The organism is Mesorhizobium koreense (assembly GCF_031656215.1).
Lineage (GTDB): Bacteria > Pseudomonadota > Alphaproteobacteria > Rhizobiales > Rhizobiaceae > Mesorhizobium_L > Mesorhizobium_L koreense.
Genome location: NZ_CP134228.1, coordinates 4,584,714 through 4,599,920, shown reverse-complemented (window position 1 = coordinate 4,599,920; position 15,207 = coordinate 4,584,714). Strand labels below are relative to the sequence as shown.

Annotated in this window: 13 protein-coding genes; 3 read left to right on the top strand and 10 right to left on the bottom strand. The window is 61.8% G+C overall.

Annotated features, from left to right (window positions below; translation table 11 throughout):
• Positions 1–3: 3 nt before the first annotated feature.
• From RBH77_RS21965 to RBH77_RS21955, 3 genes are read right to left on the bottom strand one after another with little or no spacing between them, the layout of a single operon-like run.
• Positions 4–663 (bottom strand): PIG-L deacetylase family protein, encoded by a 660-nt coding sequence (locus RBH77_RS21965; protein WP_311029690.1) that lies wholly within the window; start codon positions 661–663, stop codon positions 4–6.
• Positions 660–1,469 (bottom strand): glucose-1-phosphate cytidylyltransferase, encoded by an 810-nt coding sequence (locus tag RBH77_RS21960; RefSeq protein ID WP_311029689.1) that lies wholly within the window; start codon positions 1,467–1,469, stop codon positions 660–662. The genes RBH77_RS21965 and RBH77_RS21960 overlap by 4 nt, the downstream gene beginning before the upstream one ends.
• A complete protein-coding gene (locus RBH77_RS21955) occupies positions 1,466–2,758 on the bottom strand; it encodes a methyltransferase domain-containing protein (RefSeq protein WP_311029688.1) in 1,293 nt (430 codons plus the stop codon). Before RBH77_RS21955 ends, RBH77_RS21960 begins: the two co-directional genes overlap by 4 nt.
• Positions 2,759–3,089: 331 nt before the next feature.
• Here RBH77_RS21955 and rfbC point away from each other — a divergent pair, with 331 nt between their 5' ends.
• Positions 3,090–3,632, top strand: a complete 543-nt coding sequence (rfbC, locus tag RBH77_RS21950; protein ID WP_311029687.1) for a dTDP-4-dehydrorhamnose 3,5-epimerase — start codon at positions 3,090–3,092, stop codon at positions 3,630–3,632.
• Positions 3,633–3,635: 3 nt separating this feature from the next.
• Here rfbC and RBH77_RS21945 read toward each other — a convergent pair whose 3' ends face one another.
• The 4 genes from RBH77_RS21945 to RBH77_RS21930 form a co-directional block, all read right to left on the bottom strand.
• Entirely contained in the window at positions 3,636–4,898 is a 1,263-nt protein-coding gene (locus RBH77_RS21945) for a DUF4910 domain-containing protein (RefSeq protein WP_311032644.1), read from the bottom strand.
• A gap of 73 nt (positions 4,899–4,971) precedes the next feature.
• Complete coding sequence (locus tag RBH77_RS21940; protein ID WP_311029686.1) at positions 4,972–6,042, bottom strand: NAD-dependent epimerase/dehydratase family protein; 1,071 nt, start codon at positions 6,040–6,042, stop codon at positions 4,972–4,974.
• Positions 6,043–6,163: 121 nt separating this feature from the next.
• The gene (locus RBH77_RS21935; RefSeq protein WP_311029685.1) at positions 6,164–7,615 is read right to left on the bottom strand and encodes a DUF4214 domain-containing protein; all 1,452 of its coding nucleotides are present in this window, start codon (positions 7,613–7,615) and stop codon (positions 6,164–6,166) included.
• Between the two features lie 19 nt (positions 7,616–7,634).
• The gene (locus RBH77_RS21930) at positions 7,635–8,426 is read right to left on the bottom strand and encodes a sugar transferase (protein WP_311029684.1); all 792 of its coding nucleotides are present in this window, start codon (positions 8,424–8,426) and stop codon (positions 7,635–7,637) included.
• A 326-nt stretch (positions 8,427–8,752) separates the two neighbouring features.
• Here RBH77_RS21930 and RBH77_RS21925 point away from each other — a divergent pair, with 326 nt between their 5' ends.
• Complete coding sequence (locus RBH77_RS21925; RefSeq protein WP_311029683.1) at positions 8,753–10,126, top strand: glutamate-1-semialdehyde 2,1-aminomutase; 1,374 nt, start codon at positions 8,753–8,755, stop codon at positions 10,124–10,126.
• Positions 10,127–10,151: 25 nt separating this feature from the next.
• Here the strand turns inward: RBH77_RS21925 and gmd are convergent, their stop codons facing one another.
• Positions 10,152–11,309: a GDP-mannose 4,6-dehydratase gene (gmd, locus tag RBH77_RS21920; protein WP_311029682.1), complete on the bottom strand. Its 1,158-nt coding sequence runs from the start codon at positions 11,307–11,309 to the stop codon at positions 10,152–10,154.
• Positions 11,306–12,559 carry a glycosyltransferase family 4 protein gene (locus tag RBH77_RS21915; RefSeq protein WP_311029681.1) on the bottom strand — a complete coding sequence of 418 codons (1,254 nt, stop codon included), beginning with the start codon at positions 12,557–12,559 and terminating at the stop codon, positions 11,306–11,308. Before RBH77_RS21915 ends, gmd begins: the two co-directional genes overlap by 4 nt.
• A 211-nt stretch (positions 12,560–12,770) precedes the next feature.
• On the opposite strand from RBH77_RS21915, the gene RBH77_RS21910 reads away from it, so the two are divergent.
• Positions 12,771–13,904 (top strand): glycosyltransferase family 4 protein, encoded by a 1,134-nt coding sequence (locus RBH77_RS21910; protein ID WP_311029680.1) that lies wholly within the window; start codon positions 12,771–12,773, stop codon positions 13,902–13,904.
• Here RBH77_RS21910 and RBH77_RS21905 read toward each other — a convergent pair.
• A complete protein-coding gene (locus RBH77_RS21905) occupies positions 13,897–15,027 on the bottom strand; it encodes a glycosyltransferase family 4 protein (protein ID WP_311029679.1) in 1,131 nt (376 codons plus the stop codon). The genes RBH77_RS21910 and RBH77_RS21905 overlap by 8 nt on opposite strands.
• Between the last annotated feature and the right edge of the window lie 180 nt (positions 15,028–15,207).

Genomic DNA, 15,207 nt, shown 5'->3' with positions numbered 1-15,207 from the left:
TGTTTAGCCGAATGAGAGGCAGGCTTTTCTGAGCGTGAAGGCTTCCGCGAAGCCTTCCGGCGCGCGGCATTCAATCCCGCGAAGCCGGGCCAGTCCCCCGAAGGTCTCGGCATCGAACCAATCCTTGGAGCGCTGGCTGCCGAAGTGGCTATGAAGCAATTCCACCTTGCGCTCCAATTCCTCCCGCGAGAGCGGCACGTAGATGTTCGGTCGGCCGATGTCGCCGTCCCATTTGGGGATTTCGTATTCAAGGATCTGATGATCGCGGAAGAGGTTCCAGGTGATCTCGTTTATCGCGCGATGGTCTTGATGCGCGTCGTCGCGCCGATGCGTGAAGACGATGTCCGGAGCCGAACGGCTGCGAACGGCGGCAAGCCATTCCTTTATCTCGCGCATCTGGACGGGGAAGAAGCTGTCGTCGAAAGAGCCGAATTCCAGCGAGACGGATTCCGCCCCCGCGGTGAAATCGGCCGCCGAGGCGCGGGCTTCTCCCTCGCGCCGCCCCGTAGCGCTTGCCACGCACCATGTCACTTCGAGCCGAACGCCATGCGCGATGAGCGACAGGATCGTGCCGCCGGCGCCGATCTCGATGTCGTCGGAATGGGCGCCGAGACAGAGGACCGAAAGGCGCTCGCCGGCGCGGCCGACGGATAGCGATATCATGCGCTGGCCGCTGCCGGCCTGATCGCATGGGCATGCATCCGCCGGGCCCAGGGCATGTTGCCCTTTTCGACCATGTCCTCCAGCGCCTGCCAGTCGCGCAGCGTGTCCATGGATCGCCAGAAGCCTTCATGCTTGTAGGCCATCAGCTTGTCCTCGGCGATGAGGCGGGCGAAGGGCTCGAGCACCAGTTCCTCGCCTTCGCGCATGTAATCGAAGATCTCGCCACGGAAGAGGAAATAGCCGCCATTGATCCAGATGTCCGAAGTGGTCGATGTCCGGAACTCGCGAACCCGTCCGTCCTCTGCGATATCGGCGAGGTGGTAGGTAAGCGGCGGCCGCACGGCGAGGAAGGAGGCGAGCTTGCCGCTGGCACGGAAACGCGAAAGCATGTCGTCGAGATCGACGTCGGTCAGCCCGTCGCTATAATTGGCGAGGAAGATTTCCTCTCCCTTGACGAAGTTCCTGACGGCCCAGAGCCGTTCGCCGATATTGCGCCAGATGCCGGTGTCGATGAGGGTGACGCGCCAGTCCTTCGGATTCTCGTCCAGGATACGGACATCGCGGCCACCGTCCGAGATGACGCAGTCGGAGAAGCTTTGCGGGCGCGCGTTCAGGAAGAAATCCTTGATGACGTTGGCCTTGTAGCCGAGGCACAGGATGAATTCGTCATGCCCGTAATCGCTGTAATATTGCATGACGTGGCGCAGGATGGGCTGGTGCCCGAGCGGGATCATCGGCTTCGGCACGCTGTCGGAATATTCGCGGATGCGCGTGCCGAGCCCGCCGCAGAACAGGACGACCTTCATGACGGATACTCCTCGGGATCTATGATGGTCACGAAGGGGATGGGGACCACGAATTTCGCGCCCCAGGCCGCGACGTGCCGCATCTGCCGGATGATCTCGTCCTTCAAATTCCAGGGCAGGATCAGGATGTAGTGCGGTTTGGCCTCGTCGATCGCCTCGACGCTCCGGATGGGGATGTGCATGCCCGGCGTGAAGCGGCCATGCTTGTGCGGGTTGCGGTCGACCGTGAAGTCGAGGAAATCCGTGCCGATCGCGCAATAGTTCAGGAGCGTGTTGCCCTTGCCCGGTGCGCCATAGCCGCAGATCGTCTTGCCGTCGTTCTTGGCGGTAACAAGGAAAGCCAGCAGGTCGCGCTTGGCCCGCCGCGCCCGCTCGCCAAAGGAGAGATAGACGGTCATTTCCCTGAAGCCGCGCCGTTCCTCGCGCTCCAGCAAGGCGGCGACCGCCGGTGAATCGGCCCAATGGCTCCGCTCGTGCGCGAGATAGACACGCAATGATCCGCCATGCGTGGGCAATTCCTCGACATCGATGACCTTCAGCCCGTGCCGGCGCGCCATGATGTCCACGGTGGTCAGCGAGAAATAGGAGAAATGCTCGTGGTAGATGGTGTCGAACTGGTTTTCGCTCACCAGCCGCTCGATATGCGGAAATTCGAGCGTGATGACCCCCTCCGGCTTCAGGAGAAGCGCCATGCCGGCCACGAAATCGTTGAGATCGGGCACCTGCGCGAGCACGTTGTTGCCGGCGATCAGGTCGGCGCGCTTTCCCTGCGCGACCAGCCTTCTCGCCAGGTCCACGCCGAAGAATTCGATCAGCGTCGGCACCCCTTTTGCCACGGCCTCGCGGGCGACATTGGCGGCCGGTTCGATGCCGAGCACGGGCACGCCGAGCGGGAGGAAATGCTGCAGCAGATAGCCGTCATTGCTGGCGAGCTCGACTGCGAGGCTGGCCGGCCCGAGATTGAACCGCTCCTTCATTGCCACGCAATAGCGCCGGGCATGCTCGACCCAACTCGTCGAATAGGAGGAGAAGTAAGCGTAGTCGGTGAAAATCTCGCGGGCGCTGACATATTCCGGCAATTGCACGAGGAAGCAGGATTCGCAGACCATGACGCGGAGCGGGAAATAGGGCTCCACGCCATCGATCTGATCGGCCCTGAGAAAGCTTTCGCATGGCGGCGACATGCCGAGATCGACGAAATTGTGCTTGAGATGGGCGCCGCAGAGCCGGCATGTATGCAGAGGTTCGGCCGAAGTTTGCAGCCTGGCCTCGCTGGCCTGGATATTCATGCGCTCCTCCGGATTTCAGAACGCAATCGGTCGATGCGTTCAAACTGCGAGCACACGAAGAGTAGACGGCGCCGGGCATGGCTGACGATCCGGCAATTCGATCGGCCGGAATAACTCCATTGAACGACCGCCCGGTACGCTTGCATCGCGCTTTACAGACAATAGCCGAGTGCATACCGCCCTCACTCACCTGAAGGCGTAAGCGCGGCCCGCCACTCAGCCTTTCGTCCAGCATGAACCGTCCTGGAGGCGGATATCGCCCGGTCCGCCGCCGCGACATGGTGTTGTGGCCGCCATCTCGCGGCCAGAGGTCGCGTGGGGTAGGGCAGGGATGCGTTTCGAGGAAACCGTGCTCAAGGGTGCCTGGCTGGTCGCGCCGGAGCCGGTTCATGACGACAGGGGCTTTTTCGCACGCAGCTTCTGTGTCCAGGAATTCGGCGCGCGCAAGCTGGAAACGAAGTTCGTCCAGCATTCGATCTCATTTTCGCGGAAACGACACACTTTGCGCGGCATCCACTTCCAGCGCCCGCCCTATGCCGAAGTAAAGATCGTCTCCTGCATCCAGGGCGCGATATTCGATGTGATCGTCGATCTGCGCCCCGGATCACCCACTTATCGGCAATGGGTGGCCTTCGATCTTACGGCGCAAAACCGGCTTCAGCTCTATGTGCCGAAGGGTTTTGCACACGGACACCAGACACTCGCGGACGAGACTACGGTGGCGTATCTGATTTCCGAATTTCATGTGCCGGCGGCGGCGAGCGGCATCCGCTACGACGACCCGCTGCTTGCAATCGACTGGCCGGCTTCTCCGTCGATCCTGTCCGACAACGATCGGAAATGGCCTGCGCTGGAACCCGTCGGCATCGCGTGAAGCCTATTCTGCTACCGATGCGGCAAGGAGGCCGTGTTCCCGCAGCAGTTCGGCCGCTCCAGCCACGTCATCGAAGTTTAAGCCTGAACGTTCGGCGATCGCCAGGAGCGAGTTTTCGCCATCCGCCAGGTTAAGGACCCACAACATCGCCATGGCTTTTTCGCTGGCGGATTTGTCGCCGCCGAGCGCACCGTAAAGGCCGCGGCGGCCGAGCTGCGGCTCCCCTTTCGGGAAAAGATTGAGCGGCGTCCAATCCTTTTCGACGATGTCGATGGCATCCATCAGCAGCCGATAGGAATCGGCGAGATATTCCGGCCGGATGAAATCCAGATTGTCAGCCGAAGTATGATACTCCGGAAAGGTGGCGAAGGTGCTGCGCTGGAACAGACCGACGGGAAGGTTGAAGCCCGGCGAGCAGAATTGCCGCTCGTCGTAGCCATAAGGCGAGAAATCGAGGAGACGCGAACCGCTTGCGTTCCGCAGCACATGCGCCATGGCCCGGTCGATGAAGGCGTCGTGGCGGCGGCTCCGCTTGTAGCTCGGTCCGCCGCTGTCGCCGACGCAGGAGATCACCAGCCCGTGGTCGATCAGCTTTACGCGATCCTCGTTGGCGGCGAGCCAGGCGAGCGCCCCGATCGTGCCCGGCGCGAAGAGGAAGCGATAGGTATAACGGGTCCGTCGATGGCTGAGATCCCGTGCGAGCAGCGTCAGAAGCGCCAGCCCGGAGCAATTGTCGTTCGCCATCGACGGATGGCAGATATGGGTCGTGAGGAGGAATTCACGATCCGTCTCGCCTTGGTGCACATACTCGCCATAGGCGAGGCTGCCATCCTTCAGTTCGCTGTCGATACGAACGCGATACATGCCGGACGCCAGCGCCTCCAGTTGTCTGTGCGGCATGCAGAAGCCCCAGCGCGGCGCGTAATAGGACGTCCGATAGGGAATGGCGTCCGGCTGATCGGGAAGCGTGTGGACGTGCTCCCTGAGTTCCTCCAGATGCACTATCCGGTCGACCGGAATGCTGTAGTTCAGGACGGTGAGATTGCACTCCCGGAAATCGAGTATCCGATTGCCGTTCATATCCTCTATGAAGGCCTCACGGATCACCCATTCCTTCGGTATTTCCCAGTCGAGCACGCGCGTGCCGGTCGGCACCTCGCGACGCTTCAGGGGTAGATGCCGGCCGAGGATACGAAGTGTCTCGCGGACGCCTTCTCCGGTGATGCTCCGGCAGATCGGAAAGATCGCTTCGGCAAGGGCGAAGATTTCCGCTCCCGTGGCGGAAGCCGGCGCTTCCGGAGCATCGGCGGGAAGGGGCCGCGGACGCGCCGGCGACACGTCAGTGCACCGTCGCCATCCGGCCGGTTTTCTGCGAGGCCTTTTCCATGTGACGCAGGTCGCTTCGCAGCACGCCCGTCTTCATCAGATGCCGGATGTGGGCGATGCGCTGGAAGTGCGGTCCCTCGAAATCTTCGACCGTCAGGCCCGATGCCTTGATGGCGGTATAGAGCTGTTTGGCGCCGGCGCGAGCGTCCCAGCGTGGCTTCGCCTCGGGCAGGACGCGCGCCAGCTTGGAGAAGTCGACCCGGTAGGAGCGCTTGTCAGGCCCCGCATCGCTGGCGAAGGTCAGCTTGCAGTCCGGTACAACCTCCGTGACGATCTGGGCGATATCTCGGATGCGGTAATTGTGCTCGGTCGAACCGACGTTGAACGCCTCGTTCCAGACCAGTTCGGCGGGCGCGGTCAAGCCCGCCAGGAAGGCTCGCGATATATCCTCGATGTGAACGATCGGCCGCCACGGGCTGCCGTCGGATTTGAGGAAGATGAGTTTCTCTGCGACCGCCCACGCCACCAGATTGTTCAGCACGATGTCGAAGCGCAGGCGCGGGGAGACGCCATAGGCCGTGGCCGGCCGGAAATAGACCGGGCAGAAATTGCCGTCGGCCAGCTTGGCGATGTCGCGTTCCGAAAGCACCTTGGAACGGCCATAGGCGGTGACGGGGTTGAGTTCGCCCTCCTCATCGATCAGGCCTTCCTCGGAGACGCCGTAATTGCTGCACGAGGACGCCAAGAGGAAGCGGGCGACGCCTGCATACTTGGCCTCTCTTGCGATCCTGACGCTCGCCTGATGGTTGATTTCGTAAGTGATGTCCGGATTGAGGTTGCCGAGCGGATCGTTCGAAAGCGCCGCCAGATGGATGACCGCGTCGAAGCCGGCGAGATCGCGCCATGTGACGTCCCGCACATCCTTGCGGATCGCCGGCACGTCGGCGATCCGCCCACCCCGGGAAAACGTGCAGCGCTCGTAGAGATTGCTGTCCAGCCCGGTGACATCGTGCCCGGCTGCGAGCAATATCGGGACCATTACCGAGCCGATATAGCCCTGGTGACCCGTGACCAACACTTTCATGGCATTCCTCCAGACTGGTTTTCCGGCGCAGACTAGCGTTCTCTTCCCGCCACAGACGACCGCCTCAATTGGATAAGCAGAGGATATCTCGGCTTTCGCGGGAGTAAGCCTTCCGTAGGGACTATTCGCCGGTTGCCGCCTGGCCGGTCGCGGGTCCCATTTTCGAATTGTTGGTGAAAAGGCCAGGATGCTTGCTCCTGAACTCGCTCGAAGTCGCGAGCCCGACGGCCACGTCCTTGCGCGTCATCGTGCCTGACGCCAACTGTTTCATGTAGCTGTTGCGGCCGTCATTGTCGGCGACGCGATTGAGAAGCAGCTTGTAGAGAAAGCTCACATAGGTGCGGTCCGGCATGCCGAAACTGCTGTACCTGTCGTAAAAAGCGTTCGTGCGGAACATCGCTTCGATCAGGTCAGTAATCTTCGCCTTGCCCCCTTCGAGCCGGCCTGACCATTCGGCAAGCTCCGCCGCGTCCGGCTGGGTGCCGAGCACCATGCAGTAGGTATAGCGCACCCTTCGCATGTCGATCGGATCGTCACCCCTGCCGGCGTTGTCCAGCCGGCATTGAACCGCTGGAATAGAGCGTTCCTCGCCTCGGATAAGTGCACGGGCTGCCGCATATGCGGGTTTCGGTTCACCGGTCATCCAACCGTCTTCTGGCTTCGGAACGACGCGGACCAGCCCCATATAGGCTTCGTAATCGGGCGCCCAGTAGGGCTCATCCATCAATTCGTAGACGAATGCGGCTTGCACTTTGTAGGTCGGCGCGAGTTCCTTCAATCGCGCCATCATGGATTTCAGCCCCTTCGCCTGCTCTTCATCGCCGCGCTGGCTGCCATAGGGATTGTTGAACTCCGTGATCCAGATCGGATGGCCGTATTCGGCAAGACGCTTGAAGGCCCATTCTGGATCTTGTCCGTAAATGTGCCATACCGAGATATCCCAGCGTATGCCGTCGTTCTTCATCCTCTCGAACGCGCCGATGTGGCCCCAACCCGCCGTGCCCATCGCCTTGAGGATCGTCGGGTCGACCGAGATGGCGCCATCGGAGAGTCCTTTCAGGATGGCGCTGGCCTGTTTCCATCTCGGACCATAGTAATCGAGCACGTCGCGGCCGGATGCGGTGCCCCAATTGCAGGGATATTGGGTGCCGTCGTCTCTCATTTCGCAGGGCTTTATGAGAGTCGGGTTTTCCGGCTCATTGCCCAGTTCCCATATCCGGATGTCACCTTTGAAGCGCGAGATGAGCCCGACCGCCAGGTCGAAGGCGCGCTGATAAAGTACCTTCGGGTCATCGCTATCGAGGCCGCCCGGCGTGATGACGGGAAGGACGGCTATGCCATGCTTCTTGCCTTCCGCGACTACCGCCGCCAGTTCGTCGGCCTTGTCCATGCCCGAGATGTTTACCCGGTAGGACTTCATGCCGAGATCGGCGAGGAGGTCGAACTGCTCTTTGATCGAGGTTCCCGGATAGGCGTAGAACGGATGCCCGTTCGCGCCCCACAGGAACGCCGCTTGAGCCGGTGCGATGAGCGTGGCCAGCAGGGCCAGAGAAATCCAAATCTGCTTGATCATAACCGGCTCCAGAACGGGCTTAGGAAGTGTAATCGACGCGGACGACGGCAAAGGCGGTCCGCAAGAGGATCAGGAGGTCGCGATGAAGGGACCAGTTGCGCACATACCGGGAATCCAGCGCAACGCGCTCGGCATAGCCGATGCTGCTTCTGCCGCTCACCTGCCACAGGCCTGTAATGCCGGGCCGGGCGCTCAGATAGTCACTGACGGAAGTACCATAGAGCGGCAACTCCTCGGCGACGATCGGGCGTGGCCCGACGCAGCTCATCTCCCCGCGCAGCACGTTGAAGAACTGCGGCAGTTCGTCGAGGCTCGAGACCCTGAGAAGCTTCCCGAACAGCGTGATCCTTGGATCATGCTTCAGCTTCTTCCTCTCGCGCCACTCTCGAGCGCCGTCCGGATTGTCTGCGAGATACTTCTGCAGCACTTCGGAAGCGTCGGGCCGCATGGTGCGGAACTTGTAGCAGTCGAAGGGCCTGCCGGCGAAGCCTATGCGCCTGTGAGCGAAGATGACCGGTCGGCCATCCGCCGCCAGTATGAACGCGGCGATCACGAGCATTATTGGCGCGGCCAGGATAAGCGCGAGCGTCGCCACAAGAATGTCCATCAGCCTTTTTGCCTTGCTCCCAAGCGGCAGCCGGCCTGCTGCCGGAATTTCGATCGCGCCGGTCAGAAAGGCGCCATCCACCGGCATGTCGAGCAAGGGTGTTCCACCGCCGGGTATCGTGAACGGATCAGGTATCCCACCTTCCGGCCGGATGATGAAAAAGCTTCGCCGCGGAGAGATTATGTTCGGGGAATTGTTCGGCATCGACATCTGCCAGACCGCCTTGTCGTTTCCAGCATTCTGCAAAGCGCGACAGCCTGTCCGCAAGAATGGCATTAGAGGTAATGCGGCGGGCTTAGGTCCCCGGTCCGGAATAGTCCCGCCGGCTATCGAAGAGGGCGCGCTCTCTTGATTTGTATGGCGCTGGCCGGTGTTCGGGGATGCGAAGGGGGTGGCGCCCCTTGAGCCTCATGCGGAGTGTTACAGGGCGCTACATCTTTAGCGCTACGCGCTCTATTCGTTTTCCTGCGGCGAAACCGGATGCGCTTTGCCTAAACTCCCGTGCCAGGATTTCGAGGGGATGTATGCACATGGCAGGTCTTATGGTTTCGGAATTCGCACAGTCCGAGCGTCTTCGGGAAAGGGCGCGCCGGCTCATCCCCGGCGGCGCCCATACCTACGCGAAAGGCGACGATCAATATCCGGTCTTGGCCCCGGGATTCATTGAAAGAGGCGAGGGCTGTCGCGTCTGGGACGTCGACGGCAACGAGTTTATTGAATTTGGTATGGGCAACCGCACCGTCGGCCTCGGTCATGCCTTCCCGCCTGTCCTCGAGGCAGCGATGGCCGCGATGAAGGGCGGTAGCAATTTCGTGCGTCCGGCGCGAATAGAAGCGGATTGCGCAGAAACGTTCCTTCGTATCGTCCATGGCGCGGAGATGGTGAAATTCTGCAAGGACGGCTCCGATGCCACCTCCGGCGCCGTCCGGCTCGCCCGCGCCTATACCGGGCGCGATCTCGTCGCGTGCTGCGGCGACCACCCATTCTTCTCGACCGACGACTGGTTCATCGGCACGACGCCGATGAACGCCGGCGTCCCGCGCGCGACACGCCGCCTCACCCTTACTTTCCGCTACAACGACGTTGCGAGCGTCGAGGCGCTATTCCTTCGTTATCCCCGCAGGATCGCCGCGCTCATCCTGGAGCCGGCGAGAAGCGACGAGCCGGTGGACGGCTTCCTGCACCGCGTCCAGGAAATCTGCCGTCGCGAAGGCACATTGTTCATCCTTGACGAAATGATCACCGGCTTCCGCTGGCATGCCAGCGGCGGGCAGCATCTCTACGGCATTACCCCTGATTTGTCCTGCTTCGGCAAGGCGATGGGCAACGGCTTCTCGCTATCCGCCCTTGCCGGAAAACGAGAATTCATGCGCCTCGGCGGACTCGATCATTCCGACCTGCCACGTGTCTTTCTCCTCTCCACGACGCATGGCGCGGAAACCCACGCCATGGCCGCCGGCATCGCCACGATGGAAATCTACCGTACACAGCCGGTCATCGAGCACCTCAACCGGCAGGGGAGCAAGTTGAAGGCCGGCATGGAAGAGGCAGCGCAGCGGCACGGGATCGACGCTTTCGTCTATCCGGTTGGCCGGCCGTGCTGTCTGACCTACGCAACGCTCGACCGGGACGGCAATCCGTCGCAATCCTTCCGTTCCCTGCTGCTGCAGGAAACGATACGCCGTGGCATCCTGATGCCATCGCTGGTCGTCAGCTACACGCATCAGGACGCCGACATAGACTATACCCTGGAAGCGATCGACGGTGCGCTCGAAGTTTATGCGCGGGCGCTGCAGGATGGCGCGGAACGCTACCTGGTCGGACGGCCGTCGCAGACCGTCTACAGGCGGTTCAATCAGAATGGCCAGCCGCCACGGGCGGTATATGCTCGCAAGAGCGCCTGAGAGAGCCAGTCCGGCCGAACGATCGTCAGCGTGTGGGTGCCAGGGCAGGCGAGGCGATGGCGGATTCCGGTGCGGGACCTGAAGAAGGGTGCACCGGCAGGTGGCCGTTTGCCTTGGGAAGGTTATGCCGAGATTTGGGCTTGGGATGCCGGAAGGCGAATTCACGTTCGACCCGCTCAAGATCCGCCTGGACCATGATGGCGCATAGCTGTTCGAGTGTTGTCCCGGGCTTCCATCCAAGAAGATTCCGTGCCTTGGAAGCGTCGCCCTTCAGCAGGTCCACTTCGGCCGCACGGTAGAAATCGGGATTGATGCGTACGAGATCCCGGCCGGTCTTCGGGCACAGTCCACGTTCTTTTTCATCCCGGCCCACCCATTCGACATCCATGCCGGCAGCGGCGAAGGCCATCGTTGCGAAATCGCGTACCGTTTCCGTACGGTTGGTGGCCAGAACGTAAGTGGCAGGCTCGTCGGCCTGCATCATGCGCCACATGCCTTCGACATATTCCTTTGCATACCCCCAATCGCGCTTGGCGCCGAGGTTGCCCAGTTCGATCGGCCCGGCATCGCTCAACCGGATACGCGCCACCCCGTCGGTGATCTTGCGGGTGACGAATTCGAGCCCGCGCAAGGGCGATTCATGGTTGAAGAGGATGCCGCTGCAGCCGAACAAGCCGTAGGATTCCCGGTAGTTGACGGTCATCCAGTGTGCGAACAGCTTCGCTACGCCATAGGGGCTGCGCGGATAGAACGGCGTTGCCTCGTTCTGCGGCACGGCTTGCACCTTGCCGAACATCTCCGCCGAAGATGCCTGATAGTAGCGAATGCCAAGGTTGATGTTGCGGATCGCCTCGAGGAAATGCAACGGCCCGAGTCCTGTCGCATGCGCCGTCGTCATCGGATGATGGAAGGAAAAGCCGACATGCGTCTGCGCGGCCAGATTGTAGATCTCGTCCGGCTCCGTCTTCTCGATCAGCCGCAAACAGGAGCCGAGGTCGACGAGCTCCAGCTCGGTCAACCTGAGCCTCGGATTGCTCTCTATCCCAAGCTCTCGGATTCGCCAGAAATCGGGTGAACTCGACCGCCGATATGCGGCGGTCACTTCATACCCTTTCTGCAACAGCAGGCTTGCCAGATAGGCTCCATCCTGGCCGGTTACGCCGGTGATCAGCGCCTTTTTCATCGGGCACCTTCCGAAATCGACTTGGGAACGAGACGGATCAGTTCCTTCCGGGCACCCTGTGGCTGCCACACTTTTTCGGGCCTGCTGGGCCCGGCTATCTCTTCCGTGACGTTCGGCGCGCCAGTGGCAAGCCAGGCGAGATGCTCGGCCCATCGGGAATCGACATAAGCGCGGAACTGGGCGCGGAAATTCTTCGTCGAGAATTGATCGGCATGGACACGCAGCGCCTCCGGATCGAAAAAGTCCACCGGCAGTCTTTCGAACCGTTCCACGACGTTGCGGATCGCGTCTGCTGTCTGTTCGTGGAAATGCAGCCCGGTCACCCCGTCAACAACCGTTTCGAGCGCGCCGCCCTTACCGAAGGCCAGCACCGGCGTGCCGCAGGCTTGCGCCTCCAGCGGAGCAACGCCGAAATCCTCCTCGGCCGCGAAGATGAACGCCCTGGCGCGCTGTAGATGCGACCGTAGAACATCGAATGGCTGATAGCCGAGCAAGGTCACGTTCGGCCCGGCAAGCGCCTTGATGCGCTTGAACTGCGGCCCCTCGCCGATGACGACGAGCCGGCGGTCCGGCATCTTGGAAAACGCCTCTACGATCAGATGTATCTTCTTGTAGGGAACCATGCGTGAGGAAGTGAAGTAGAACTCCTCGCGCGGGCCGTTGCCGATCACGAAGTCCTCGACCGCAACGTTCGGGTAAATTACCGCCGCATCACGCCGGTAGATCTTGCGGATCCGCCGGGCGATGTAACCCGAACAGGCGATGAAATGATCGACGCCGGGCGCCGTGCGCATGTCCCAGATGCGAATCCTGTTCAGGATCATGCGAGCGAGCAGGCTCTTGAAGCCGCGCTTCATGCCCGATTCAGCCAGATACTGGTTCTGCAGGTCCCAGGCATAACGCATGGGCGTGTAGCAGTAGCAGATATGAAGCTGGTCCGGACCGGTGATCACACCTTTCGCGACGGAATGGCAATTCGAGATGACCAGGTCATATTCGGAGAGGTCGTACTGTTCGACGGCGAAAGGCATCATCCACAGCAGGTGCCGATAGAAATGCTTCACCAGCGGTATCTTCTGCATGAAGCTCGTCCGCACCACGCGCGGCAGGATGACCTTGCCGTGTTTGTCGGGCAGAAAGTTTATTAGCGTGAACACGTCCGCCTGAGGGTACTCGGCCAGCATCGCCTCGAGCACCTTCTCGGAGCCGGCATAGGTGGTCAGCCATTCGTGGATGATGGCGATTTTCATATCGAGATTCGCTCCCCGTTCAGTTTCGGAAAGGTTCGTTGAACGGCTGTCCGCGCACAACTCGGCCGTTCGGTTGCCCGCCTATCCGAAAGAGGGTGATGACGCTGACGGCCTTCGCCCCGACACTTCAGCGCTATTTTTGCCTGGCCGGTCGAGCGCGACGTTCCTCGTTCCCTTCCGCCCGGTGAAAGAAACGAAGCCGAGCGCGTTCATGAAACGAAAGTGGTTCATCAACGGCCGTTTCCTGACGCAGCCCGTGACGGGCGTGCAACGCTATGCCGGCGAGATCGTGCGTGCGATGGACGTCTTGCTTGCCGATCGCTCCGGGGGGCCTGAGGTCGAGTTGCTGGTCCCGCCCGATGTGGAGGGGACACTTCCCCTACACAATATTGGCATCCGCGCGATTGGCGGGCTCCGTGGCCATCTATGGGAGCAGATCTCGTTGCCCTCGAATTTGAGGGGAGGGCTGCTTAACCTCTGCAACACCGGCCCGATCGCCATTCGCAGACAAATCGTCTGCATCCACGACATGAACACACGGCTTTGCCCAGACAGTTACACGCCGGCCTTCCGACTGCTCTACCGCACACTCATCCCCGCGCTTGGCCGGAGAGCGGCGGCGATTGCCACCGTGTCTGAACATTCCGCCGCCGAGCTTGAACGGTTCGGCATTTGCAGCGCGGAGAAGCTTTTCGTCGCGCCCAATGGCCATGAGCACATCCGCCGCTGGACGCCGAAGCCGACGCCCTTCCTTTCCGCTTTGTCGGCAGAGGATACGATCGTCCTGCTCGGCAGCCGCGCCCCGCACAAGAACACCGACCTCATCACCGGAATGGCGGATCGCTTGGCCCTGGCCGGGCTACGGCTTGCCATCGTCGGCGGATCGGACGCACGTGTCTTCGGCGCGGAGAGGGACGATGCTGTGGCGTCCAATGTCGTTCGGCTCGGCCGCCTGTCCGACGACGAACTGGCCGCCCTCCTCCAGAATTGCCTGTGTCTGGCATTTCCGTCCCTTGTCGAAGGATTCGGGCTGCCGCCGCTCGAAGCGATGGGCCTCGGATGCCCCGTCGTCGTATCCGACCGCGCCAGCCTGCCGGAGGTTTGCGGCGATGCCGCCCTCTACGCTTCGCCGGATGATCCTGACGCCTGGTTCGGCCGTTTCATGGAATTGGCGACGAGGCCGGCGTTGCGGCGGCGGATGATAGCGCGCGGTCTTGCCGCGGCGGATCGGTTCTCCTGGGCCGCATCCGCCGAGCGCTATCTTGAGGCGATGGCGGTAATAGACGGCATGCCTTATTCGCCGAAGACTAAGTCCGTTTCTCAACTCGGCGAATTGGTCAGGTAGCGCGCGGCTCCAAAACCCCGTCGATCGAAGCCATCAGTTCGAGATACGTTTCGGCGACACGCCGCCAGGAATAGATTGATGCCTGTGCCTTACCCGCTGCGGCAAGCCGGCTACGGAAAACCTTGTTCTCCTTGAGGCGCTTCACACATTCGATCCAGGCGCCGGCGTCATCGGGGTCGGCATAGAGCGCCGCTTTGCCGCAAATCTCGGGAAGGCAGGGTGAGGTGGAGGCAACGACCGGGCAACCGGCGGCCATGGCCTCGACCGCCGGCAGCCCGAAACCTTCGATCCGCGAGGGGAAGAGGAAGCAAAGCGCGCCGGCCAGAGCCGCCTTCAGGTCGTCGTCGTCGATCCGGCCGAGCAGGCGGACATTCGCCGGCTTTCCATCTGAGAACAATTTGCCGGGCGCGATGTCGCCGGCGATCCAGAGATCGAGACCCATCCGTTCGAGGGCGGGCGCGAGCCGCACGAGCAATTCCATATTCTTGTAGCGCTGGCCTTGCCCGAGGCAGAGCACATAGGGCCAGTCGGGCCAACGACCGAGGCTGGATCGGCCCGCTTCCCAGCCTCCGGCGTGATCGCTTCCGTTGTACGTGACGGTGACCTTCTGTGCAGGGGCCACGTTACGGGCGGTAATTTCTGAACGCGAGAACTCCGATACCGTGGTGATGGCGGCGGCGCGCCGGCCGAGCGCCGGCAGGACGAGCCGGTGGGTCCAGCGGAAAAGGCGGCCGTAGCTTTCCGGCACGATCATCGTATGGAGATCGTGGATACAGACGATCTGCCGCTTGAGCGCGACGGGCGCCAGATTGCAGAGGCTCAGAAGCCCACCTTCGACATGCCGGGGCAGTTGCGCCTGGACCCAGAACTGGGGCAGCCGGGGATGGCTGTATTCGGGCACGAGGCGGACGGGGAGAGTCTTCAGCGGCAGCGGGTCCTTGATTGGCCTCGGCACCAGAAGTTCGATAGCCAGGCCCTCTGCGAGCGGATGGCATTCGGCAATGAGATTGTCGAGCGCCAGCGTCGTTTCGCGTGCATAGCGCGCCACGCCTGTCGGCCTTAGCGTCGTGAAATCGCCGTTTATGCTCCATCGGCGGACGCCGCTGCGGTTTATTTCCGACACCTTCAGGGGTGCCTGCGGACCGGCCTCCATCGCGCGGCCTTGCGACCGAACGGTGGCCGTCCGCGCGATGACGGAGGAAGGGTGAGCAGCTTCACGAATGGGCCCGTGCCTCGCGACAAGTTGTTCCGCGGTTTCCCGCTTCTGATCTCGGAAGTCGGACGTTCGTCCCGGCTCCGCCAA

Excerpts from the sequence above, each read along its gene's own strand:
- RBH77_RS21910 (WP_311029680.1), top strand. The coding sequence starts at position 12,771 with ATGAAACGAAAGTGGTTCATCAACGGCCGTTTCCTGACGCAGCCCGTG.
- rfbC (WP_311029687.1), top strand. The coding sequence starts at position 3,090 with ATGCGTTTCGAGGAAACCGTGCTCAAGGGTGCCTGGCTGGTCGCGCCG.
- RBH77_RS21940 (WP_311029686.1), bottom strand. The coding sequence starts at position 6,042 with ATGAAAGTGTTGGTCACGGGTCACCAGGGCTATATCGGCTCGGTAATG.
- RBH77_RS21960 (WP_311029689.1), bottom strand. The coding sequence starts at position 1,469 with ATGAAGGTCGTCCTGTTCTGCGGCGGGCTCGGCACGCGCATCCGCGAA.
- RBH77_RS21955 (WP_311029688.1), bottom strand. The coding sequence starts at position 2,758 with ATGAATATCCAGGCCAGCGAGGCCAGGCTGCAAACTTCGGCCGAACCT.
- RBH77_RS21930 (WP_311029684.1), bottom strand. The coding sequence starts at position 8,426 with ATGCCGAACAATTCCCCGAACATAATCTCTCCGCGGCGAAGCTTTTTC.
- RBH77_RS21915 (WP_311029681.1), bottom strand. The coding sequence starts at position 12,559 with ATGAAAATCGCCATCATCCACGAATGGCTGACCACCTATGCCGGCTCC.
- gmd (WP_311029682.1), bottom strand. The coding sequence starts at position 11,309 with ATGAAAAAGGCGCTGATCACCGGCGTAACCGGCCAGGATGGAGCCTAT.
- RBH77_RS21925 (WP_311029683.1), top strand. The coding sequence starts at position 8,753 with ATGGCAGGTCTTATGGTTTCGGAATTCGCACAGTCCGAGCGTCTTCGG.
- RBH77_RS21935 (WP_311029685.1), bottom strand. The coding sequence starts at position 7,615 with ATGATCAAGCAGATTTGGATTTCTCTGGCCCTGCTGGCCACGCTCATC.
- RBH77_RS21965 (WP_311029690.1), bottom strand. The coding sequence starts at position 663 with ATGATATCGCTATCCGTCGGCCGCGCCGGCGAGCGCCTTTCGGTCCTC.